Origin of the sequence: Paraburkholderia kururiensis JCM 10599 = LMG 19447 (assembly GCF_003986935.1) — a bacterium.
GTDB classification, from domain to species: Bacteria; Pseudomonadota; Gammaproteobacteria; order Burkholderiales; family Burkholderiaceae; genus Paraburkholderia; species Paraburkholderia kururiensis.
The window spans coordinates 196,250-217,015 of sequence record NZ_RJZE01000011.1; the positions used below are offsets into that span (position 1 = coordinate 196,250).

16 protein-coding genes and 2 pseudogenes are annotated in these 20,766 nt (G+C 68.4%); 10 read left to right on the forward strand and 8 right to left on the reverse strand.

Annotated elements, in window-relative coordinates; genetic code table 11:
- The first annotated feature begins 8 nt into the window (after positions 1 to 8).
- Both PKKP23_RS15445 and PKKP23_RS15450 read left to right on the forward strand, forming a co-directional pair.
- Positions 9 to 3,443 carry a GMC family oxidoreductase N-terminal domain-containing protein gene (locus tag PKKP23_RS15445; protein ID WP_126877582.1) on the forward strand — a complete coding sequence of 1,145 codons (3,435 nt, stop codon included), beginning with the start codon at positions 9 to 11 and terminating at the stop codon, positions 3,441 to 3,443.
- 106 nt (positions 3,444 to 3,549) lie between these two features.
- On the forward strand, positions 3,550 to 4,353 hold the full coding sequence (locus tag PKKP23_RS15450) for a hypothetical protein (protein WP_126877540.1): 804 nt from the start codon (positions 3,550 to 3,552) through the stop codon (positions 4,351 to 4,353).
- Between the two features lie 42 nt (positions 4,354 to 4,395).
- On the opposite strand, the gene hutC is transcribed toward PKKP23_RS15450, so the two are convergent.
- From hutC to PKKP23_RS15490, 8 genes are all read right to left on the reverse strand, one after another.
- Complete coding sequence (gene hutC / locus PKKP23_RS15455; RefSeq protein ID WP_126877541.1) at positions 4,396 to 5,280, reverse strand: histidine utilization repressor; 885 nt, start codon at positions 5,278 to 5,280, stop codon at positions 4,396 to 4,398.
- Entirely contained in the window at positions 5,261 to 6,937 is a 1,677-nt protein-coding gene (locus PKKP23_RS15460; RefSeq protein ID WP_126877542.1) for an HAL/PAL/TAL family ammonia-lyase, read from the reverse strand. The genes hutC and PKKP23_RS15460 overlap by 20 nt, the downstream gene beginning before the upstream one ends.
- A gap of 17 nt (positions 6,938 to 6,954) precedes the next feature.
- Positions 6,955 to 7,746 carry an ABC transporter ATP-binding protein gene (locus PKKP23_RS15465; RefSeq protein WP_017773643.1) on the reverse strand — a complete coding sequence of 264 codons (792 nt, stop codon included), beginning with the start codon at positions 7,744 to 7,746 and terminating at the stop codon, positions 6,955 to 6,957.
- Positions 7,747 to 7,816: 70 nt separating this feature from the next.
- Complete coding sequence (locus PKKP23_RS15470) at positions 7,817 to 8,563, reverse strand: ABC transporter permease (protein ID WP_126877543.1); 747 nt, start codon at positions 8,561 to 8,563, stop codon at positions 7,817 to 7,819.
- 14 nt (positions 8,564 to 8,577) lie between these two features.
- Positions 8,578 to 9,300 carry an ABC transporter permease gene (locus tag PKKP23_RS15475; protein ID WP_126877544.1) on the reverse strand — a complete coding sequence of 241 codons (723 nt, stop codon included), beginning with the start codon at positions 9,298 to 9,300 and terminating at the stop codon, positions 8,578 to 8,580.
- A gap of 144 nt (positions 9,301 to 9,444) precedes the next feature.
- Positions 9,445 to 10,299 carry a transporter substrate-binding domain-containing protein gene (locus PKKP23_RS15480; RefSeq protein ID WP_017773640.1) on the reverse strand — a complete coding sequence of 285 codons (855 nt, stop codon included), beginning with the start codon at positions 10,297 to 10,299 and terminating at the stop codon, positions 9,445 to 9,447.
- 454 nt (positions 10,300 to 10,753) lie between these two features.
- Positions 10,754 to 11,644: an arylamine N-acetyltransferase family protein gene (locus PKKP23_RS15485; RefSeq protein ID WP_126877545.1), complete on the reverse strand. Its 891-nt coding sequence runs from the start codon at positions 11,642 to 11,644 to the stop codon at positions 10,754 to 10,756.
- A gap of 236 nt (positions 11,645 to 11,880) precedes the next feature.
- Positions 11,881 to 13,188, reverse strand: a complete 1,308-nt coding sequence (locus PKKP23_RS15490; protein WP_017773638.1) for an MFS transporter — start codon at positions 13,186 to 13,188, stop codon at positions 11,881 to 11,883.
- A gap of 117 nt (positions 13,189 to 13,305) precedes the next feature.
- On the opposite strand from PKKP23_RS15490, the gene PKKP23_RS15495 reads away from it, so the two are divergent.
- The 8 genes and pseudogenes from PKKP23_RS15495 (at position 13,306) to mdcH (ending at position 20,766) form a co-directional block, all read left to right on the forward strand.
- The gene (locus PKKP23_RS15495; RefSeq protein ID WP_126877546.1) at positions 13,306 to 14,088 is read left to right on the forward strand and encodes a GntR family transcriptional regulator; all 783 of its coding nucleotides are present in this window, start codon (positions 13,306 to 13,308) and stop codon (positions 14,086 to 14,088) included.
- 26 nt (positions 14,089 to 14,114) lie between these two features.
- Positions 14,115 to 15,803: a malonate decarboxylase subunit alpha gene (gene mdcA, locus PKKP23_RS15500; protein WP_017773636.1), complete on the forward strand. Its 1,689-nt coding sequence runs from the start codon at positions 14,115 to 14,117 to the stop codon at positions 15,801 to 15,803.
- Positions 15,804 to 15,874: 71 nt separating this feature from the next.
- Positions 15,875 to 16,954, forward strand: coding sequence for a triphosphoribosyl-dephospho-CoA synthase (locus PKKP23_RS15505; protein WP_240659030.1), 1,080 nt, complete (start codon positions 15,875 to 15,877; stop codon positions 16,952 to 16,954).
- Positions 16,942 to 17,274 carry a malonate decarboxylase subunit delta gene (locus PKKP23_RS15510; RefSeq protein ID WP_026121211.1) on the forward strand — a complete coding sequence of 111 codons (333 nt, stop codon included), beginning with the start codon at positions 16,942 to 16,944 and terminating at the stop codon, positions 17,272 to 17,274. Before PKKP23_RS15505 ends, PKKP23_RS15510 begins: the two co-directional genes overlap by 13 nt.
- Positions 17,271 to 18,122, forward strand: a pseudogene (locus PKKP23_RS34555) (biotin-independent malonate decarboxylase subunit beta); the annotation flags it as partial. The gene PKKP23_RS15510 and the pseudogene PKKP23_RS34555, both read left to right, overlap by 4 nt.
- A gap of 75 nt (positions 18,123 to 18,197) precedes the next feature.
- Positions 18,198 to 19,004 (forward strand): annotated as a pseudogene (gene mdcE, locus PKKP23_RS34560) (biotin-independent malonate decarboxylase subunit gamma); the annotation flags it as partial.
- Entirely contained in the window at positions 19,004 to 19,810 is an 807-nt protein-coding gene (locus tag PKKP23_RS15520; protein ID WP_126877549.1) for a malonate decarboxylase holo-ACP synthase, read from the forward strand. The pseudogene mdcE and the gene PKKP23_RS15520, both read left to right, overlap by 1 nt.
- Positions 19,810 to 20,766 carry a malonate decarboxylase subunit epsilon gene (mdcH, locus tag PKKP23_RS15525; RefSeq protein WP_126877550.1) on the forward strand — a complete coding sequence of 319 codons (957 nt, stop codon included), beginning with the start codon at positions 19,810 to 19,812 and terminating at the stop codon, positions 20,764 to 20,766. The genes PKKP23_RS15520 and mdcH overlap by 1 nt, the downstream gene beginning before the upstream one ends.

Genomic DNA, 20,766 nt, shown 5'->3' on the forward strand with positions numbered 1-20,766 from the left:
GCATGGCCATGAATCGTCTGTCGAGCGCCATCGACGCGCTCAAGCCGCACTACGAAGTCGTCGTGATCGGGTCGGGCTACGGCGGCGCCATCGCCGCAAACCGCATGGCGCGCGCGAAGCGCAGCGTCTGCGTGCTGGAGCGGGGCCGCGAGTTCATGGCCGGCGAGTTCCCGGCCACGCCGCTTGAAGGGCTCACGCAGGTGCAGTACAACACGGCGGCCGGGCAGATCGGTTCGCCGCTCGCGCTCATCGAAGTGCACGTGAATCCCGAGGTCAACGTGGTGGTGGGCTGCGGGCTGGGCGGCACGTCGCTCATCAACGCGAATGTCGCGCTGCATCCCGAACCGCGGCTCTGGGACGACCCGCGCTGGCCCGCCGCGCTGCGCGAAGACCGCCTCGGCGTGGCCGAGGGTTACGAGCGCGCCACGGCCATGCTGCAACCTTCGCCCGTGCCCGCCGACTTCGCCCGCCTGCCCAAGCTCGACGCGCTGCAGCAGTCGGCCGCCGCGCTCGGCATGGAACAGTCGTTCTACCGGCCGCCCGTCACCGTGACCTTCACCACAGGCAAGAACGCGGCGGGCGTGGAGCAGACGCGCTGCATCGGCTGCGGCGACTGCAACTCGGGTTGCAACCACGGCGCGAAGAACTCGACGCACATGAACTACCTGCCCGACGCCGTCGCGCACGGCGCGCAGATCTTCACGGGCGTCTGCGTGCATTCGGTGGCACGCGACGACGAGACGCAGCCCTGGCAGGTGCGCTATCAGCTCGTGGACCTGGGACGCGAAAGCTACGGCGCGCCCGACCTCTTCCTGACCGCCGACGTGGTGATCCTCGGCGCCGGCACGCTCGGCTCCACGGCGATCCTGCTGCGCTCGCAGGCCGCGGGCCTGCCGCTCTCGCCGCTGGTGGGCCGGCACTTCACGGGCAACGGCGACGTGCTCGCCTTCGCCTTCAATACGGACCACGAAATCAACGGCGTGGGCTGGGGCGCGCAGGCGCCCGGCGTGGTGCCGCCCGTGGGACCGACCATCGCCGGCATCATCGACCAGCGCAACACGCCTGACGTGCGGGACGGCTACGTGATCGAGGAAGGGTCGCTCGCAGCGCCCATCGGCGAGGCGATGATGGGCGTGCTCGGCATCGCGTCCGCGGCCGAGGGGGTGCCGGTGGCCGATACGGCCGATACCGCTGATGCAGCCGACGCAGCCGATCCCGAATTGCGCGCCGCCGCCCGCCTCGCGCAAAGCGTGCTGCGCGGGCCGTACCACGGCGCCATGCGCAACACGCAGACCTACCTCGTGATGGCTCACGACGACGAGAGCGGCGAAATCCGCGTGGAAGACGGCCGCGCGCGCGTTGCCTGGCCCAACGCGGGCAAGCAGCCCGTCTACGCGGCCATCGAAAAAACGCTCGAAGCGGCCACGGCGGCGCTGGGCGGCGACTACGTGCGCAATCCGATCTCCACGGGCCTCTTCAACGACCGCACGGTCACCGTGCATCCGCTCGGCGGCTGCGCGATGGCCGACGACGCCGCGCACGGCGTGGTGGACGACGCGGGCCGCGTGTTCCGCGGCGCGAGCGGCGATGCGGTGCACGCGGGCCTCTACGTGATGGACGGCGCCACGATGCCGATGTCGCTCGGCGTGAATCCGCTGCTCACCATCTCCGCGCTCGCGGAGCGCAACTGCGCGAAGCTGGCCGCCGCGCACGGCTGGACCATCGACTACGCCGCGGCGGGCGATGCCGCGCCGCCGCCTGCGCCGCGCATCGGCCTGCGCTTCACGGAAACCATGGTGGGCACCTACACGCCCGCGGACCGCAACGCGCCGTCGCCCATGAGCTTCACGCTCACGGTGATGTCCGACGATCTGGACGCGATGCTCGCGAGCCCGCAGCACGAAGCGCGCATGGCGGGCACGCTCACCTGCCCGGCGCTTTCCGCACAGCCGCTCACCATCGCCGATGGCCGTTTCAACCTCTTCGTCACCGATGAAGAGAACGTGGACCGGCGCAACATGAACTACCACATGACGTTGGAGTCGGCGGAGGGCAGACGCTACGCGTTCTTCGGGCAAAAGATCGTCACGCATTCGTCGCTGCTGGAGCTGTGGCCGCAGACCAATACGCTTTATGTGGAAGTGCGCGACTGGCCGGCTGCGTCCGCCGAACCCACGCCCGAGGTGATCGGCCAGGCCACGCTCATCATCACGCCCGAAAACTTCCTCAAGCAGATGCGCACCATCGAAGTGACGAACGCGCCCGATCTCGAAACGCGGCTCGCCTGGACCCTGCGCTTCGGCCGCTTCTTCGCGGGCGTGCTGTTCACCGAATACGGCGGCGTGGCGGCGCCGTTGCAGTACGCGAGCAGTCTCGCGGGCGACCCCGTGCCGCAAACGCCGCGCGTGCGCCGCGTGCTGCGCGCGCCCGCGCCGCAACTCACGTTCTTTCCCACGGCGGACGGCAAGACGCTGCGCCTCACGCGCTATCAAGGCGGCGCGAAGGAACAGAAGGGCCCGGTGCTGCTGATCCACGGCTCGGGCGTATCGAGCCGCATTTTCTCGACGGATCTGATCGCGACCAACCTCGTGGAGTATCTGTGCGCGGCGGGCTACGACGTGTGGCTCATCGACCTGCGCGTGAGCATCGAATTGCCGGGCGCGGGCGACGCCACCACCGCCGACGCCATCGCCCGCGAGGACATTCCCGCCGCCGTTGCCAAGGTGCGCGAACTGACGGGCGCGGCGTCCATCCAGGTGGTCGCCCATTGCCTCGGCGCACTGGCGTTCACCATGTCGATGCTCGCGGGGCTCGAAGGCGTGCGTTCGGCCGTGCTCTCGCAGGTGTCGGCGCATCCCGTGCCGGGGCTGCTGCAAAAGATCAAGGCGGGCCTGCACACGCCGCAGATCCTCCAGCACCTCGGCGTGGAAGACCTGAGCGCCTACACGCGCGAAGCGTCGTGGCCGGGCAACCTGCTCGACGAAGCGCTGCGCTTTTTCCCCGTGGGCCACGACGAGGGCTGCAACAACGCCGTCTGTCATCGCGCGACGTTTCTCTATGGCCTGCTCTACGAACACATGCAACTCGACGAGCCGTTGCACGCGCATCTCGACGAGCTGTTTGGCATTCACGACGTCACGCTCTTCAACCAGCTTGCCGCGATGGTGCGTGCGGGCCATCTCGTGGATGCCGATGGCGAGGACGTCTATCTGCCGCACCTCGATCGCCTGCAACTGCCGCTCACGTTCCTGCACGGCGCGGAAAACCGCTGCTACGTGCCGGCGAGCACCGAAACCACCTTCGGCATGCTCGTGGACCGCTTCGGGCCCGGGCAGTACGAGCGGCACGTGATTCCGGGCTACGGTCATATCGACTGCATCTTCGGCAAACATGCGGCCACGGACGTGTACCCGCTGATCCGCGGCCATCTCGACGCGCACTGAGGATGCAAGATGCACTGACGAAGCGCGGTACGGGCCATGTTGTCATCGTCGTGCAGGCGGCCGCGCGCTACACTGCGGCCACCTGCAACGACGACGAACAACAACCATGGAACAGATGACCTTTCGGGACTGCGTGACGGGCAGCTGGGCGAGCGCGCGCCAGGCCATTGCGCAGATGTCCACGCTTTTCGCCGTGTGCGCCGCGGTGCTTGCCGTCGCGGCGTTCGTCTCCCTGCCGCACATGCCGATGGACGCACCTGAGGCCGGCCGCGCGATGCATATGGCAGGCCGCGCGTTGGCGTCGGTCGCCATGCTTGTCGTGCAGCTCGTGCTCTACGCCGTGCTGTCCATCAAGGTGCATCGCTTCGTGCTGCTCCGGGAGGGCGCCCAGCCGATGATTCCGCTCAACGGCAAGCCGCTCCTGCGGTATGTCGCGGCGGCCGTCGGCATGGGATTGGCCATCATCCTCGCGGCATTGCTGCTCACCCTGGTGCTGCGCCCGCAGCACGTGGGCGGCGCGGTCTTCCTCCTGATCGTGCTTTATCTGGCGTGGATCTACCTGATGGTGCGCTTGAGCCTCGTGTTTCCCGCCATCGCGCTGGGCGGCCCCATTGCGCTGCGAGCAACGTGGCATGACACCCGCGGGCATTTCTGGAGCATGACCGGCGTGACGGGCGTCGCTGTCCTGCCCGTCATCGTGATCGGCAGCGTACTGCTCGTGCTGATGTCGGCGGCCTTCTCGATGCCCGACGCGACGTGGCTGCGGCCCGTCGTCGCCATCGTGGAAGGCGTGATCAACGCGCTCTTCGTGGTGCTGACCGCGTCGTCGCTGTCGTGGCTTTATCGGCGGTATGCGGACGAGCTGCCGACGCCGGGCGCAGGAGAGGCCGGGCAAGAGCCCTATCCGTAAGAGCAGGCAAGCCCAGGGGCCTGGTCACACTGAAAACAGGCCCTAAACGTGTCCCGCCAGATGAAACCGTGACGCGGGGTGCCACAACTGCACCGACGTCGCAATGTCCTGGCCCACCCAGGTGCGACGCCACAGCAAGAGGCACGGCTCGCCGATCTCCATCAGCAAATGCCGGCGCACGTGAGCATCGGGCTTCTGCGCGTAGATGCGAAATTCGGCGCGCTGGATGGGCGCAAGCCGCACCATGTAGTGATTCGGCGTTTCCGCCGTGAAGTCCTGCTCGAGGTACTGCGGAAAGACGCGCGGATTGACGTAGCGGTCCTCGTACTGAATCGGCTCGCCCTCCTCGCTATGGACGATGCGCGAGTGGAACACCGGTCCCGAAGCAAGCCCCAGCGCGTCGCGGGCCAGGGCGTCGTCGCTGGCTTCTAGCGTCAGTACGCGAGCCGTATGCCGGTGCCCGCGCGCGGCGATTTCGTCGGCGATGTTGCGGATTTCGAGCACCGTGGATTCGTAGTGCCGCGGCGCGACGAACGTGCCCGAGCCCTGCACGCGCGTCAGCACCCGCTCGGTCGTGAGTTCGCGCAGCGCGCGCGACACGGTCATGCGCGCTACGCCGAATTCTTTCACGAGTTCGGCTTCGGAAGGAATCAGGCCACCCGGCTTCCACACGCCTTCGGCGATGTTCTTCACGACATAGCGCTTGATCTGCTCGTAGGCCGGCACAGCTTGCCGCGACACCGCGGCGCGCGGGGACGGCGTACTGATGGGGCTTTCCTCGTTCGTATTCACATGGGCCTCATGGATGGCGGGCGGAGCGCAACGCAACGGGTCTTCGCATGCGGGCGCGGGCAGCGGCAGAACCGGACCGCTGCCGCTGTCCGCGCGTACGCGGCACGGGCGCTGTTCAGCCGGCATGGGTAGCATGCGGGTCGTTGGCGGCCGGGTCTGACGGAGCGACGCCCGACGTAGCGACGCCCGACGTAGCCACACCATGCGCAGCAGCCTCACCGGTCGCAGCCGCTTCAAGCGCCGCCGTTTCCGAACCACTCTCGACCTTGCCCGGCTGCGGCCAGGTGGGCGGCGCTTCGTCGGCGATCAGGTGGAACGCCACGGCGATGTCGTCGGCGAGCGGCCGGTCGTCGCAGTACGCCGGCACCTTCGCCCGCACGCGCTGCCACAGCGCTTCCGTGAGCGCGGCACGCGGCGCGTCGGTGGGCTGAAGGTCGCAGGCCTGCGCCGTGGCCAGCAGTTCGATTGCCACGATCCGGCCGGCATTTTCCACGACTTCGAGCGCCTTGAGCGCAGCCGGCGTCGCGTGGCAGAGGTGATCTTCCTGGAGCCCCGAGGTGATGCCGCCGTCCAGACTCGCAGGCGCGGCGAGCCGCCGGTTCTGGGCCACGAGCGACGCCGCCGTGTACTGCGCGATCATGAAGCCCGAACAGGTGCCGCCCGGCTGCGCGAGAAACGCGGGCAGACCGCTCACGAGCGGATTCACGAGCCGGTCCAGACGCCGCTCGGCCATGGCGGCCACCTGGGCAATGGCGGGCGCGAGGCTGTCCATGGCGAGCGCAATCGATGCGCCTACCGCATGCGCCTGCGAGTAGACCTTCGGCGCGTCGGGCGTGCCGGCCACGATGGGGTTGTCCGTGATCGACGCCAGTTCGCGGTCCACCACGCGCGCCGTTTCCGCCAGCACGTCGCGCGCCGCGCCGTGCACGTGCGGAATGGTCCGCATGCTGAGCGGATCCTGCGTGCGTCGGCCCACGGCTGAGGCCAGCACGCCGCTATCCGCGAGCGCCGTGCGCAGCCGCTCGCCCACGGCGTTGAGGCCGGGCGACAGCCGTAGCGCGAGCGATTCGGCGTCGAACGCCGCCAGTTGTCCGCGCAGGTTCTCGAAGCTCATCGCGGCGACGGCGTCCACCCAGTCGAGCAGCCGTTCCGCGCGCGCCACTGCAACGGCCGCAAGCCCCGTCACGCAGGGCGTGCCGTTCACGAGGCTCAGGCCTTCCTTCGCCTGCAGCACGAGCGGTTCGAGCGCAAGGCGCCGGTGCGCTTCCCTCGCGCTGATACGTTCGCCTTCCGGAGGCCGGCCTTCGCCATGCATGCGCACATAGCCTTCGCCGATGCACGCGAGCGCAATGTGCGCCATATGGCTCAGATACCCGACGGACCCGAACGCGGGCACTTCGGGCAGGCAGTTCGCATCGAGCAGCGCGACGAGCCGTTCGACCACTTCCAGCCGCACGCCTGAATGACCGTGCGCGAAATTGTTGACGGCGGCGGCCATGATGGCGCGCGTCTGCACGGCGGAGAGCGGCGCACCTACGCCCACCGCGTGGCTCATGAGAATGTTGTGCGACAGCGCACGCTGCTCGCCGGGCGACACCACGACGTCGCAGAGCGCGCCCACGCCGGTGTTCACGCCATAGGCGCGAATGTTGCGCTCGACGATGCGCTCCACGAGCAGGCGCGCCGCCGCGATGCGCTCGCGCGTGCTCGCCGAGAGTTGCAGCGCTTCGCCCGCGGCGACGGCGGCGATGTCGCGCCAGTCGAGCGGACGGTCGGAACGGATCACGGTCATGGCAAGCCTCGCGAAACTCAGTGGGCGGTACGGTGCTGGTGGCTCGACACGAACTGGCGGAAGCGCTCCGAGCGCAGTTCGCCGAACACCTGGTCGGGCGTGCCGTCGTCTTCCACGCAGCCCTGATGGAGAAACACCACGCGGTTCGAGACGTGCCGCGCAAAGCCCATTTCATGCGTGACGACGAGCATGGTGCGGCCTTCCTGCGCGAGCGCGCGCATCACGCGCAGCACTTCGCCCACGAGTTCGGGGTCAAGCGCGGACGTGGGTTCGTCGAACAGCATGACCTTCGGATGCATGGCGAGCGCGCGGGCAATCGCCACGCGCTGCTGCTGCCCGCCCGAAAGATGCGCCGGATAGTGGCCACGTTTTTCCGCGAGCCCGACCTTCGCGAGCAGGGCTTCGGCTTCCTCGATCGCCTCGGCGCGCGGGCGCTTCAACACGCGCATCGGTCCTTCGATGCAGTTCTCGAGCACGGTCATGTGCGACCACAGGTTGAAGTTCTGGAACACCATGCCGAGCTGCGAGCGGATGCGATCCACCTGGCGCCGGTCGCCCGGCTGCAGCTTGCCGTCGCCGCGGCGCTTGAGCACGAGTTCTTCGCCCGCCACGGCGACGGAACCGTCGTCGGGCGTTTCGAGCAGATTGAGGCAGCGCAGGAACGTGCTCTTGCCCGAGCCGCTCGCGCCGAGAATCGAAATCACGTCGCCCTCGCGGGCATCGAGCGAGATGCCCTTCAGCACGTGATGCTCGCCGAACGACTTGTGGATGTTTTTCGCCGACAGCGCGACGGGCGCGGGTGCGTTCATGACTGTCTCCGCAGCGGTGAAGCTGGATAAAGAGGAATGAGGGTATGCAAAGGTGTGTCCGGGTCAGGCCTCACCGCGCGCCGCTTTGCGCGCTCGCCGTGGGCGGCAGCGTCTGGGACTGAAGGGGCGCCGCGCGCAGATGACGCGACAGCCGCCATTCGAGCCACCCGAGCAGCCTCACGACGATGAAATTGAGCAGCAGATAGATGAGCGCCGCGCAAATGAACACCTCGGTCGTGCGATAGGTCTGCTGGATGATCTGCTGCGCGACGCCCGTCACTTCCCAAACCGTGACGAGGCTCGCCAGCGCCGTCGATTTCACGAGCAGCACGGCTTCCGTCGAATACGCGGGCAGGCACTGCCGCAGCGCAATCGGACCGATCACGCGAAAGAGCAGCGTGAAGCCCGACATGCCGCAGGCGTAGCCCGCTTCGATCTGGCCCACCGGCACGGCCATCAGGCCGCCGCGAATGATCTCGGCCGTGTAGCCCGCCGTGCAGAGCGCAAGCGAGAGCACCGCGCAGGTGTACGGGTCGCGCAGCACGGGCCACACGAAGCTCTCGCGGATCACGCCGAACTGGCCGAGCCCGTAGTAGACGAGAAACATCTGGATCAAAAGCGGCGAGCCGCGAAACACGAGAATGTAGGCGCGCGCGAAGCGGTTCGGCAGCCAGTGCGGCGACACGCGCATCGCCACGATCACGAACGAAAGCAGCCCGCCCAGCACGAGCGAGCACGCGAAGAGACTCAGCGTGGTGGGCACGGCCGCGAGCAGCTGGCGCGTGGTGTCGAAGAGAAAGTCGAAGTCGATGGGCATGGCGGCGGTTCCCGTCAGTTGCGTGCGAAGTTGCGGCGAAAACTCTTGCCCACCTGCGCTTCGGCCTTGTTGAAAATACGATTCGAAATGCCCGTCATGACGAGATAGAGCGCACCGCCCGCCACGAAGAACGTGAAGTACTGGTGCGTAGAGTCGGCCGCGACCTGGCTCGTGCGCAACAACTCGGCGAGACCGGTGACGGAGATCAGCGCCGAGTCCTTGAGGCTCAGCTGCCACACGTTGCCGATGCCCGGCAGCGCGAAGCGCAGCACCTGCGGAATCAGGATGCGGCGAAACACGGTGAGCGGCGCCATGCCCATGGCGCGCGCCGCCTCCAGCTCGCCGCGCGAGACGGCGAGCACCGCGGCGCGATAGACCTCGGCCTGGTACGCGCCGGAGATCATGCCCACCGCGAGCGCACCGATCACGAACGGCGGCACGCCGATGAAGCCCTCCGCGCCGAACCATTGCCCCACCGTGGTCACGAGCGTGGAACCGCCGAAGTAGAAGAGATAGATGACGAGCAGTTCGGGCACGCCGCGAAACACGGTGGTGTACACGTCGCCCAGCACGCGCGCCACGCGAAAGCGCGACAGCTTCGCGGCCGCGATGGCCGCGCCCGTCACGGCGCCCACGGCGAGCGCCGCGAGCGTCAACACCACGGTCATCAGCGCCGCCAGCAACAGCACGCCGCCCCACCCTTGCGGGCCGAAGCCGAGCATCTCGATCAATTCCATTCGCCTGCTCCTCGCTCGATGCGAGTCATGAAGATGCGCGCATCGCACGAGGCGATGCGCGTGCCGCCAAAAACGGCGGGGGTGCTGTTCAGGTCGTTACGCTTAGGTCGCCACGCTCAGGTCGCCAGGTTTAAGTCGCCACGTTTAAGGCGTGACGTCCGTCTTGAACCACTTGGCGGCGAGTTTCTTCACCGTGCCGTCCGCGAGCGCCGCCGCGATGGCCGTGTCGAACTTCGCGCGCAGATCGGCGTCCTGCTTGCGGAACGCCAGACCCTCGCCTGGGCCCCAGATCGAGCCGCCAATCTTCGGCCCGGCCAGCACGATCGACGCGTTCTCCTTCTTGTCCATCAGCGCCGCGTAGTAGGTGACGTCGTCGAACGAGGCGTCGATGCGGCCCGCCACGAGGTCGAGATCGCGCTCGGGCGACGTCTTGTAGACACGGATGGTGGCCACGTCCTTGAAGCTGTCGTTAATGAACTTCGTGTAGACCGTACCCGACTGGATGCCGATGGTCTTGCCCTTCAGCTGCTTGCGCAGCGCGTCGACGGTGGGCTGGTCGGTCTTCGCTTCGCCGGTGAGCTTCACGACCGGCGCGCCGGCGGCGGCCTTCGGCAGCACCTTCGTGTCCGTGACGGCGAACGTGGCGGGCGTGGCCGCATACGGACGCGAGAACGCGATGATCTTCTCGCGCTCGGGGGTAATGGAGATCGCGTCCATCAGCACGTCGAACTTGCCCGCCTGCAGGCCCGGGATCATGCCGTCCCAGTCCTGCGCGACCATGTTGCACTGGATCTTGATGCGCGTGCAGAGATTGGCCAGCAGTTCGGGCTCGAAGCCGCCCAGCTTGCCGCCGGGCAACGTCAGGTTCCAGGGGGCATAGCCGCCTTCCAGCGCGACCGTGACCGACTTCCATTCCTTCGCCTGCACGGGCGCGGCGAGCACCGCCGCTACGCCGAGCACGGCGCCCATCCTTGCCACCCACGTCATGCGCTTGACCATCACGTCGAATCTCCTTTTCTCTGAGGGAACATCATTCAGCGGCCGGGCGCCCACTTGATCAGGTTGAGTGCCGAGGTTTAAAAATTTGTATAGACAAGCTTGCACAGTCAAAAACAGTTGCGCAAGTGCATCGGCATGGAAATGTGGCCGACCTCGGGTATGCCCTTATACCGGCGTGCCTTTCCGCGCCACACGGGGCGGGAACGACCGGCCAGCCCGGCGTGCCGTGCTTCGAAAACGGCCGTTTGCGTCCCTTGGGCGGTGCAAAAGCACGCCAGCACGGTGCGTTTTGTCTAGACAGGTTGACGTGAAAACGATGCTCGCTGGGTGGGCTTAGGCGGTGTGCGAGCGGCCCATACGGGCACGCGGGCGCGTCGGCGCAGTGACGCGCTCGCGCGGGCCGGCACGGTGCCGTCGTGCCGAAGAAAAGGAAGGAGACCGGGCCGGCGCCCGATCAAACGTTCATGCCGCGCCCTTGCACGCGCGCGTAGAGGGCGTCCAGATCCATGCCGGCGATGTCCAGCCCGAAGCGCTCGTGCAGACATTCGCCAAGTTCGGCCGCGCTGCCGATGGCGTGGTCGGTGCCGCGTCCGTCGCTGGCGCGCTCGGTGAGCCGGTCGTTGAAGAGCGTGGCGCGGCCGTGCGGCATCACGCGACACACCATCAGGTTGTGGGTGAAGATGGATTCGGGCCAGGTGGAGGTGTACCAGTTCGCCACTTCGTAGTCGATCCACTCGGCAGGCCGCAGATCGAAACGGTAGACCTTGATCCAGTTGCTATCGGCGGCGGATTGCGCGGTGTCTTGCGAAGCTTCCTGCGAAGTTTCCTGGGAAATTTCCTGGCGAGGCGCCTGGATTTCGAAGTCGAATGCGCCGTCTGCGGCTTCGGTGAGACGGCACGCTTCCAGCGGCGTCTGCTGCACGCCGCCCGCCGCGAGACGCAGCGGCGCGGTCAACGTGACCCCGCCGAAGCCGACGTCCGCGATCCAGGGACCGTCGTCCAGATCGACGCGCAGCAGCATGTGCGAGCGCGCCGTTACGGCGTCCGGTCCGCGGCCCCAGAGCACGCGCGCGATCAGCGGCGTCACGCGAAAGCCTAGTTGCATGAGCACGTGCGCAAACAGCGTGTTGTGCTCGAAGCAGTAACCGCCGCGACGGCTCTCCACGAGCTTCTCAGCGATGGCGGGCAGCGTCAGCACGACACGGCGGCCCGCGAGCGGGTCGAGGTTCTCGAACGGAATGGCATGCGGATGCAGCCGATGCAGCTCCGTCAGCACGTCGAGCGTCGGCACGCGGGCGCCGCGGTAGCCGATGCGGGCGAAATATCGGTCGGGATCGAAGGGCATGGGCAGTGATCGCTCCGGGAGCGAAGGGTGACGGGCGGTGTTTCGTGGGGCGGCGAACCGTCGGGTCGGGTCCCGCTTGGGTCATGTCCCGCCAGGTCGTGCCCCGCTTGGGTCATATCCCGCTGGGTCGTGCCCAATCAACCGCCGCACGCGTCATGATAGGCCGGCCCGCCCGCTTGGGGCGCTTCGGGCTGAAACCCAAAACCCGCCCCCTCACCACTCACTTCCCTCGCCGCTCACTGCGGCAGCACCTCACCCTTCGTTTCCGGCGCGAACGGAATGATGAAGAGACCCGCGACGAACACAATGGCCGTCAATGCAACCGGCACGCCGAGCGTGTGCATGTTGAGCACCGCGGCGCCCAGCAGGAAGTTCACGCCCGCCCCGACGAAGCGCCCAAACGACGTGCAGAACGCAAACGCCGTGGCACGCACACGCGTCTCGAACTGCTCGGGCAGCCACAGGCTGAAGAGCGCGAAGTTGCCGCCGAAGAAGCCGAGCACGAAGAGCCAGGCGATGAACGGCGCGAGCCCGTTGGGCAGATAGAACGCCCAGCCGAAGCTGCCCGCAATCGCCACGGCCATGCCCGAGAAGTACACCGCGAGCGTGCGTTTGCGGCCGATACGTTCGGCCATGGGCGGCAGCGCAAGGCAACCCAGGATGGTGCCGATCGAAAGCAGCCCCGTGGCGAGCGACGCCGTCTTGATGGCATCGGCCTTCGCCATGCCCGACTTCAGCGCGAGCTGGATGACGGCGGAGGGCTCGTACACGGCGCCGGCCCACAGCCCGATGATCGCGATGGTCAGGAGCGCACAGGCCACCCACGTGCGGCGGCGGTAAGCCGGTCCGAGAATCTCATGCAGCGGACGCGTGCGCACCACCTTGGCCTCGGCCTTCTGCCACTTCTCCGATTCCTTCACGCGCGTGAGGATCAGGATGGCGACCAGGACCGGCACCGCGCCCGTCAGGAACATCGCGCGCCAGCCGAAGTGCACGCCCACCGTGTAGTTCAGCGCGGCGGCAAGGAAGAAGCCCGCGTAGTAGCCGGTCTGCAGGTAGCCCGCGCCCATCTTGCGGCGGTCCTCCGGCCATGATTCGGCCACGTAGGTCCCGGCCAGCGCCCATTCGCCGCCAATGCCCACGCCCGCGAGAAAGCGGTACACGCCCAGTTCCCAGACGCTGTGGGACGTTGCCGCAAGCCCGGTGAAAATGGCGAACATGAAAATGGTGCCAGCCAGCACCTTGGTGCGGCCAAAGCGATCGGCGAGCGGCCCCCAGATGAACGAGAGCCCCCAGCCGACGAGGAACAGCGCAAAGAGAATCGAGCCCGCCAGGCCGACGTTGCCCGGCGTGGCGGCATAGCCCGAGCGCGGCAGCAGTTCGGTGAGCGCGGGCGTGAGCACGAGCGCGTAGATGAACGAGTCCATCCCGTCGAGCGTCCAGCCCGCCCAGGCGCCCCAGAATCCCGCAATCTGCGAGCGGTTGAGCGGCGTGCGCGCCGCGCGTGGCGCGCCCTGCGCGCGGTCCGTGATTGAATTCGACATGCTCCTGTCTCCGGGGGATACGGTTGGAATGCAGTAGAAAAAAGGCCTCGGGGCAGTACAACCCTGGGGCCGATCCTGACTGGAATTTGGTTGTTTTTATATATAATATGCAATCCCATGAATGACGCAACGAATGGTTTTCCCCTGGATCGCACCGCCACGCCTCGCCTTGGGGTCGCGGTCGCGCCTCGTGCAAGCACCTCGCGGGTGATTGCCGACGCGCTTCGCACGGCGATCGTGGATGGCACGCTCGCGCCCGGCGCCCCGCTGCGTCAGGACACGATCGCGCGCCACTTTTCGGTGAGTGCGATTCCCGTGCGCGAAGCGCTGCGCCAGCTGGAAAGCGAGGGCTGGGTCAACGTCGAGATGAACAAGGGCGCCACGGTCGCGCCGCTCTCGGCGGACGAGGCGCGCGAGATCTACGAGATCCGCTCGGCGCTCGAAAGCCTCGCGCTCGGGCTCGCCATTCCGCATCACACGCCCGAAACGCTGGCCTGCGCCCGCGCGCTGTGCGATGCCGCCGAAGGCGAGCCGGACCCGTCGCTCTACGTCACGCGCAACGAGGCGTTTCATATGTGCCTCTACGAACCGTCGGGCCGGCCGCGCCTCATCGAGATGATCGCCGCGCTGCACCGGCGCGGCGAACGCTATCTGCGGCTCAAGTTCGGGTTGCCCGAGTACAAGGGCGAATCCGACGCCGAGCACCGCGCCATAGTCGATGCCGTCGTGCGCAGCGACACGGCGGCGGCACAGTCGCTCGTGGCCGCGCATCTGCTCGGCACGGGCGAACTGATCCATCGTTTTCTTACCGACCGCGCGCGTGCCGATGCCGCCGCAGGAGTAGGAACACGGACACCCCGCGCGCGTGGCCGTCGCCCGCGCGCTCAAAACGGGAGTTGAACCTGCCGATGAAGCCCCCAGCCGAGATGCTCTCCCCGTTGCCGAGCCACGCCGCAGGCTCCGCTTCTCCGACCGCGGGCGCCGCGCGTTCGTGGACCACGCTGCGCGACGAAAAGGCCCGGCGCCTTGCCGCTGTCGCACCGTGGCTCGAAGACGGCGTGCTGCCGCGCGAACGTATCGTCGATGCGCTCGAACAGCTCGTGCGCCCAGGCGACCGCGTGGCGCTCGAAGGCGACAACCAGAAGCAGGCCGACTTCCTCTCGCGCTCGCTCGCAAAGGTGGACCCGGAACGCGTGCACGACGTGCATCTGCTCATTTCGAGCATCAGCCGCCCCGAGCATCTCGCGCTGTTCGAACGCGGCATTGCGCATCGCGTGGACTTCTCGTTCGCGGGGCCGCAGAGCCTGCGCGTGGCGCAACTGCTCGAAGACGGCCAGCTCGAAGTGGGCGCGATCCACACCTACGTGGAGCTGTACGCGCGCATGTTCGTGGACCTCACACCGCAGGTGGCCCTGCTGTGTGCGGAAAAAGCCGACCGCCACGGCAACCTCTACACCGGCCCGAATACCGAAGACACGCCCACCATCGCCGAAGCCGCGGCGTTCCGGCATGGCATCGTGATCGTGCAGGTCAACGAGATCGTCGATACGCTGCCGCGCGTGGACATTCCGGGCTCGTGGGTGGACCTCGTCGTGCAAGCGGACCGCCCCTTCGCCGTGGAGCCGCTCTTCACGCGCGACCCGCGGCACATCGGCGACCTACAGGTGCTCACGGCGATGATGGTGATCAAGGGCATCTACGCGCCCTACGGCATCAGTTCGCTCAATCACGGCATCGGCTTCGACACCGCCGCCATCGAACTCTTGCTGCCCACCTACGGCGAAAGCCTCGGGCTCAAGGGCAAGATCTGCCGCAACTGGACGCTCAACCCGCACCCCACGCTGATTCCCGCCATCGAATCGGGCTGGGTGGAGAGCGTGCATTGTTTCGGCAGCGAAGTGGGCATGGAGGCGTACATCGCCGCGCGCCCCGACGTCTTCTTCACGGGCAGCGACGGCAGCCTGCGGTCGAACCGCGTGCTGTGCCAGTTGGCGGGCCAGTACGGCGTGGATCTCTTCATCGGCTCCACACTGCAGATCGATGCCGACGCCAACTCGTCCACCGTGACGCGCGGGCGCCTGGCGGGCTTCGGCGGCGCGCCGAACATGGGCCACGACCCGCGCGGCCGGCGCCACGCGAGCGAAGCGTGGCTCAAGCTGCTGAAGGACCAGGGGCCGGTCTCGCGCGGACACAAGCTCGTCGTGCAACTGGCCGAGACATGGAAGAAAGGCGGCGAGCCCACCTTTGTCGAAGAACTCGACGCGGTGGCCGTGGGCGAGAAAAGCGGTATGCCCGTGGCGCCCGTGATGATCTACGGCGACGACGTGAGCCACGTGGTGACCGAGGAAGGCATCGCGCATCTGCACAAGGCCGAAGGCGTCGAGGAACGGCGCGCCGCGCTCGCCGCGGTGGCGGGCGTCACGCCCATTGGCCTCACGGCAAAACGCGAGAAGACCGACGAGCTGCGCCGGCGCGGCGTCGTCGCTTTCCCCGAGGATCTCGGCATTCGCCGTGGCGATGCGAAGCGCTCGCTGCTGGCGGCGCGCAGCATCGACGACCTCGTGACCTGGTCGGGCGGACTCTACGCGCCGCCGGCCCGCTTTCGCAGCTGGTGAGCGCGATGCCTCCTCAGTGCGCGACGCGGGATTCAGCGGCCCTTGGCTACGGCTGCGCGGAAACGTCCGGGATGGCAGTCGATGCCGCGGCGGGCAACGAACTCGCCCGCGCGCAAGCGCTCGCCGCTGCGTCCCTGCCACGCGAAACCGACGCCCTGCTCGCGCGGCTCGCCGTCGAAGCGCTCGTGGACGAAGCACTGCTTACACCGAAGCCCGCGCTCGTGGACACACGCGGCAGTGGCGCACATCGCGATCTGAATCTCGCCACGATGCTGCGTTCCGCGCACACGCTCACGCCGACGTTCGCAGCGCTCGCGCGCGCGGCGCTCGCGCACGGCGAGCCCTCGGCAGCGATGCGCACGGAACTCGCACGCATCGGACGCCACGGTGAAGCCGAGATGCTGCGCGCCACGGGCGGCAGCAACGCGCATCGCGGGGCGATCTGGATTGTGGGTCTGCTCGTGGCGGGCGCGGCAATCGACTCGCCTGGTGCTGCTGTTGCAAACGCAGCCGCCGTTGCCTCGCATGCGTGGCCGAACGCGGCGCCGGAAAGCTGTGCGTTCGCTGCAAGCGGCACCCACCGCGATTTCAGCGACGTCGCGCGCTGTCTGGGCAGCGCCCCAGAGCATAAGCACGACGACCACCACGCCCGCGCCGCCCGCATCGGCTCGCTCGCCGCGCAGATCGCCGCCTTCCCCGACCTTCACGCCGCCCCCACCCACAGCAACGGCGAGCGCGTGCGCGCCCGCTTCCAGGTAGGCGGCGCGCGGCGCGAAGCGCAAGACGGCTTTCCACATGTGATCAAGATCGGCCTGCCCGCGCTCTGCACGGCACGCGCGCGCGGCATCGGCGAAACCGCGGCGCGGCTCGATACGCTGCTCGCCATCATGGCCTCGCTCGACGACACCTGCCTGCTGCATCGCGCGGGTCTGGCGGGACTCGAAGCCGGCCGCGGCGGCGCGCAGCGCGTGCTCGATCTGGGCGGCAGCGCCACGCCCGCGGGCCGCGCGGCGCTCGCCGCACTGGAGCGGCGCCTGCTCGACCTGAACGCCTCGCCGGGCGGCGCCGCGGACCTGCTCGCCGCCACCCTTTTCATCGACAGACTGGTTCGACACCGCGCTCGCGGAAGGACAAGCTCATGGAACAACTGACTTTCGACTACCCGGCGCACCGCGCATTGACGGCGCGTGCGCACGTGGGCGTGGTGGGCTCGGGCGACCTCGAAGTGCTGCTCTCGCCCGCGGGCGCGATGAGCGCGCACGTCGTAGTGCGCACGAGCGTGGACGGCTACGGCCACATCTGGAAAAGCGTGCTGGACCGCTTCTTCTCGCGCTACGACGGCGCCGCGAGCATCGAAATCAACGACTTTGGCGCCACGCCCGGCGTCGTCGCGCTGCGTCTCGCGGAAGCGGTGGAAGCTGCCGAAGCTACCGGGTCCGCAGAAAGCAACAACGAGGGAGGCCGCCCATGAGCGAAGCCGGCGTACAAACCGCAGCGGCTCAGGCACCGCTGCTGCGCGACAGCTTCATCGAGCTTTCGGCGCGCGAACGCGCGCGCGCCCTGCTCGACGCGGGCTCGTTCCGCGAACTGCTGGGTCCGTTCGACCACATCGAATCGCCGTGGCTGCCGCTGCAAGGCGTCGTCTGCCAGGCGGACGACGGCGTGGTGATCGCGCGCGGCAGCATCGACGGCGAACCGGCCGTGGTCGCCGCCATCGAGTCCGCGTTTCAGGGCGGCAGCATCGGCGAAGTCTCGGGCAGCAAGATAGCCGCGGCGCTCGAACTCGCGCTGGCGGACTGCGAGCGCGGCCGCATCGTACGTCCCGTCGTGCTGTTCGAGACGGGCGGCGTGCGGCTGCAGGAAGCGAACCTCGGGCTCGCCGTGATCTCGGAGATCCAGTCGGCCATCGTCGCGCTGCGCCGCCACGTGCCCGTGGTGGGCGTGATCGCGGGCATGGTGGGGTGCTTCGGCGGCATGTCGCTTGCGGCAGCGCTGTGCTCGTCGCTCGTCATCACGAAACAGGGGCGGCTCGGCATGAACGGCCCTGAAGTGATCGAACAGGAAGCGGGCATCGAAGAACTCGATTCGAGCGACCGCCGCCACGTGTGGCAATTGATCGGCGGCGCGCAGCGCGCGGCCACGGGTCTCGCGGATGCGCTCGTGGACGACGACGCCCACGCCATGCGCGACGCCGTGCGCGCGGCCTTCGCGCGCGGCCTCGATGGCACGCCGCGCAGCGCGCAGGTGGAAGCTTATCTGGCTCGCCTCGCGCAGATCGACCCGGCCACGGTGACGCCCGAATCCATGCGTGCGGTATTTCGCGGTGGGGAACCTGCACACGCTGGCGACGCTCCGGCTCAAACGCCCCAGGCGGCTCAGACAACCGAACCCGACACGCGCGGCGCACGCTGGTTTCGCGCGCTCGCGGGCGAGAGCGCGACGTCTGCGCCCGTCTGGAGCGCCGACGCACCGCTCGGCGACGAACGCGCGCGCTTCATCGCCGTCGTGCCCGATGCCGGCAACCGCTTCCCGCGCGCCACGACCAACGTGGTCGGCCTCGAACAGGGCTGGCGCCTTGCCCAGGCCGTTCGCGAAGCGATTGCCGAAGACGCCGCGCGCGACGTGCGCCGGCCCATCGTCGCCGTGGTGGATGTGAAGAGCCAGGCGTACGGCTATCGCGAGGAAATGCTCGGCATTCACCTCGCGTGCGCCGCCGCCGTGGACGCCTACGCGTCGGCGCGCCAGGCCGGGCATCCCGTGGTCGCGCTGATCGTCGGGCCAGCGATGTCGGGCGCGTTCCTCGCGCACGGTTATCAGGCCAACCGTATCGTCGCGCTCGACGCGCCGGGCACCATGGTCCACGCCATGGGCAAAGAGGCCGCGGCGCGCGTGACGCGCCGCACCGTGGAAGCGCTCGATGCGCTCGGCGAGACCATCGTGCCGATGTCGTATTCGATGGCGTCGTTCGCGAAGCTCGGTCTGCTGGACCGGCTCATCGACGGCGTGGACGCCGACGCCCCCAACGACACGCAGATCGAACGCGTGCGCAGCGTGCTGGTGGAGATGGTGCGCGAGGTCCGCGAGGTGGGCGCCGGTTCGCGCGATCTCTCGCATCGCTTGCAGTCCGAGACTGCGAAGAAGACGCGCGCCGCGTCCATCGAAGTGCGCCGGCGGCTGGCCGAACAGTGGAACGAGGCGTAATGCGCGCGTGTGCGCCACCGCCGTTTGCAGTCGCGGAGGCGGGCGCGAAGGCCGGCGTCAGGCCTGCTGACGAATTCGCTGATGGAGTCGGCCATGCAAACGCCGACACTGCTCACGCGAAGGCCGCCGCTGAGCTCACAACCGACCTCGCAACCGACCTCACAACCGACGCACGCTGGCGCGCGCACGACCTGCTGCGCCTCGCGCGCCTGCCCGCCTATGAAAACGAGCCGCCTTGGGTGCGCGAGGCCTGGGCGCGCGCGCCGTTCGTCGTGGTGCGGCGAGCGCTTGCGGCAACGGGCTTCGTCGCTGTCGGCGTGCGCGGCAGCGCGCGTGCGCAGCGCTATGGCACGTGGGCCGAAACGGCGGACATCGAAGCGTCGATTGCCCCCGAAGACCTTCTCCACGTAGCGCCTGTGCCCACCCGCCGCGCGTTGCCCGCCATGCGCGCGCTCGTAGCGCTGCGCAGCGCGGCGTCGCCGCTCGCATCGTTCGTTTGGGGTCCTACCGGAAGCAGCGGATTCGAACTCGCGACAGGCATGCCCTGCGTAACCGAAGCGAGCGACCTCGATCTACTGGTCCGCACGCCCCAGCGGCTTGCGTGCGCCACCGCGCGCGACCTGCAAGCCGCCCTCGCAGAGTACGCCACGCACGCGGGCCTGCGCATCGACGTGCAGCTCGAAACGCCCATGGGCGGCGTCGCACTGGCCGAACTCGCCATGGGCAAGCCGCGCGTGCTCGTGCGCGATCCCGCGGGGGCACGTCTCGTGGCGGACCCGTGGGCGTTGCCAGCGGAGACAGCGTGATGCTCGCGCTGCTCTTTCCCGGCCAGGGCGCGCAAAGCGCAGGGTTTCTGCATCGTTTGCCGGAGCATGCGGCGGTGCGCGAAACGCTCGCCGAAGCATCCGGTGTGCTGAACCAGGACGTGCTCGCCCTCGACACCGCCGACGCGCTGCACTCCACCGTAGCCGTGCAGATCGCGCTCATGGTGGCCGGCGTGGCCGTGTGGCGGGCGCTGGAACGCGAAGGGCTGCATGCGCAGATCTGCGCGGGGCTCTCGGTGGGCGCCTATCCTGCCGCGGTGAGCTGCGGCGCCGTCGCGTTCGCTGACGCATTGAAGATGGTGCTCCGTCGCGCCGAGCTGATGGAAGGCGCGTACCCGTCGGGCTACGGCCTCGCCGCCATTTCGGGTCTCAACGAAGCACAATGCGAGCGGCTTGCCGAAGAGCACGCGCGCGACGGTTATCCGCGCGTCTACGTCGGCAACGTCAATGCGCCGCGCCAGATCGTGATGGCGGGCGCGAACGCGGCGCTCGACACGTTCATCGAACGCGCACTCGCGGCGGGCGCGCGCAAGGCGACGCGCCTCGACGTGAGCGTGCCGTCGCATTGCGCGCTGCTGGCCCACGCCGCCGATGCACTCGGCGCCTGGTCGCGCGACCTTCCCTTCCGCGCGCCGCAGCGCACCTACGTCGGCAATCGCGGCGGCAGGCCGCTCTACACCGGCGAGGCGATTCGCACAGACCTCGCGAGCAACATGCGCTATACCGTGCGCTGGTTCGACGCGCTCACGGTCATGGTGGAAATGGGCGCGACGGTGCTCGCCGAGGCACCTCCGGGCCAAGTGCTGACCGACATCGCGCGCGAGGCGTATCCCGACGTCACGGCGCTCGCGGCCTCCACGTTGCCGTTCGATCGCTTCGCCGCCACGTTGCGGCGGCGGCTCGGCACGGGCGGCACGGGCGGCACGGGCGGCGAATAG

Excerpts from the sequence above, each read along its gene's own strand:
- PKKP23_RS15445 (WP_126877582.1), top strand. The coding sequence starts at position 9 with ATGAATCGTCTGTCGAGCGCCATCGACGCGCTCAAGCCGCACTACGAA.
- PKKP23_RS15450 (WP_126877540.1), top strand. The coding sequence starts at position 3,550 with ATGGAACAGATGACCTTTCGGGACTGCGTGACGGGCAGCTGGGCGAGC.
- hutC (WP_126877541.1), bottom strand. The coding sequence starts at position 5,280 with ATGCTACCCATGCCGGCTGAACAGCGCCCGTGCCGCGTACGCGCGGAC.
- PKKP23_RS15460 (WP_126877542.1), bottom strand. The coding sequence starts at position 6,937 with ATGACCGTGATCCGTTCCGACCGTCCGCTCGACTGGCGCGACATCGCC.
- PKKP23_RS15465 (WP_017773643.1), bottom strand. The coding sequence starts at position 7,746 with ATGAACGCACCCGCGCCCGTCGCGCTGTCGGCGAAAAACATCCACAAG.
- PKKP23_RS15470 (WP_126877543.1), bottom strand. The coding sequence starts at position 8,563 with ATGCCCATCGACTTCGACTTTCTCTTCGACACCACGCGCCAGCTGCTC.
- PKKP23_RS15475 (WP_126877544.1), bottom strand. The coding sequence starts at position 9,300 with ATGGAATTGATCGAGATGCTCGGCTTCGGCCCGCAAGGGTGGGGCGGC.
- PKKP23_RS15480 (WP_017773640.1), bottom strand. The coding sequence starts at position 10,299 with ATGGTCAAGCGCATGACGTGGGTGGCAAGGATGGGCGCCGTGCTCGGC.
- PKKP23_RS15485 (WP_126877545.1), bottom strand. The coding sequence starts at position 11,644 with ATGCCCTTCGATCCCGACCGATATTTCGCCCGCATCGGCTACCGCGGC.
- PKKP23_RS15490 (WP_017773638.1), bottom strand. The coding sequence starts at position 13,188 with ATGTCGAATTCAATCACGGACCGCGCGCAGGGCGCGCCACGCGCGGCG.
- PKKP23_RS15495 (WP_126877546.1), top strand. The coding sequence starts at position 13,306 with ATGAATGACGCAACGAATGGTTTTCCCCTGGATCGCACCGCCACGCCT.
- mdcA (WP_017773636.1), top strand. The coding sequence starts at position 14,115 with ATGCTCTCCCCGTTGCCGAGCCACGCCGCAGGCTCCGCTTCTCCGACC.
- PKKP23_RS15505 (WP_240659030.1), top strand. The coding sequence starts at position 15,875 with ATGGCAGTCGATGCCGCGGCGGGCAACGAACTCGCCCGCGCGCAAGCG.
- PKKP23_RS15510 (WP_026121211.1), top strand. The coding sequence starts at position 16,942 with ATGGAACAACTGACTTTCGACTACCCGGCGCACCGCGCATTGACGGCG.
- PKKP23_RS15520 (WP_126877549.1), top strand. The coding sequence starts at position 19,004 with ATGCGCGCGTGTGCGCCACCGCCGTTTGCAGTCGCGGAGGCGGGCGCG.
- mdcH (WP_126877550.1), top strand. The coding sequence starts at position 19,810 with ATGCTCGCGCTGCTCTTTCCCGGCCAGGGCGCGCAAAGCGCAGGGTTT.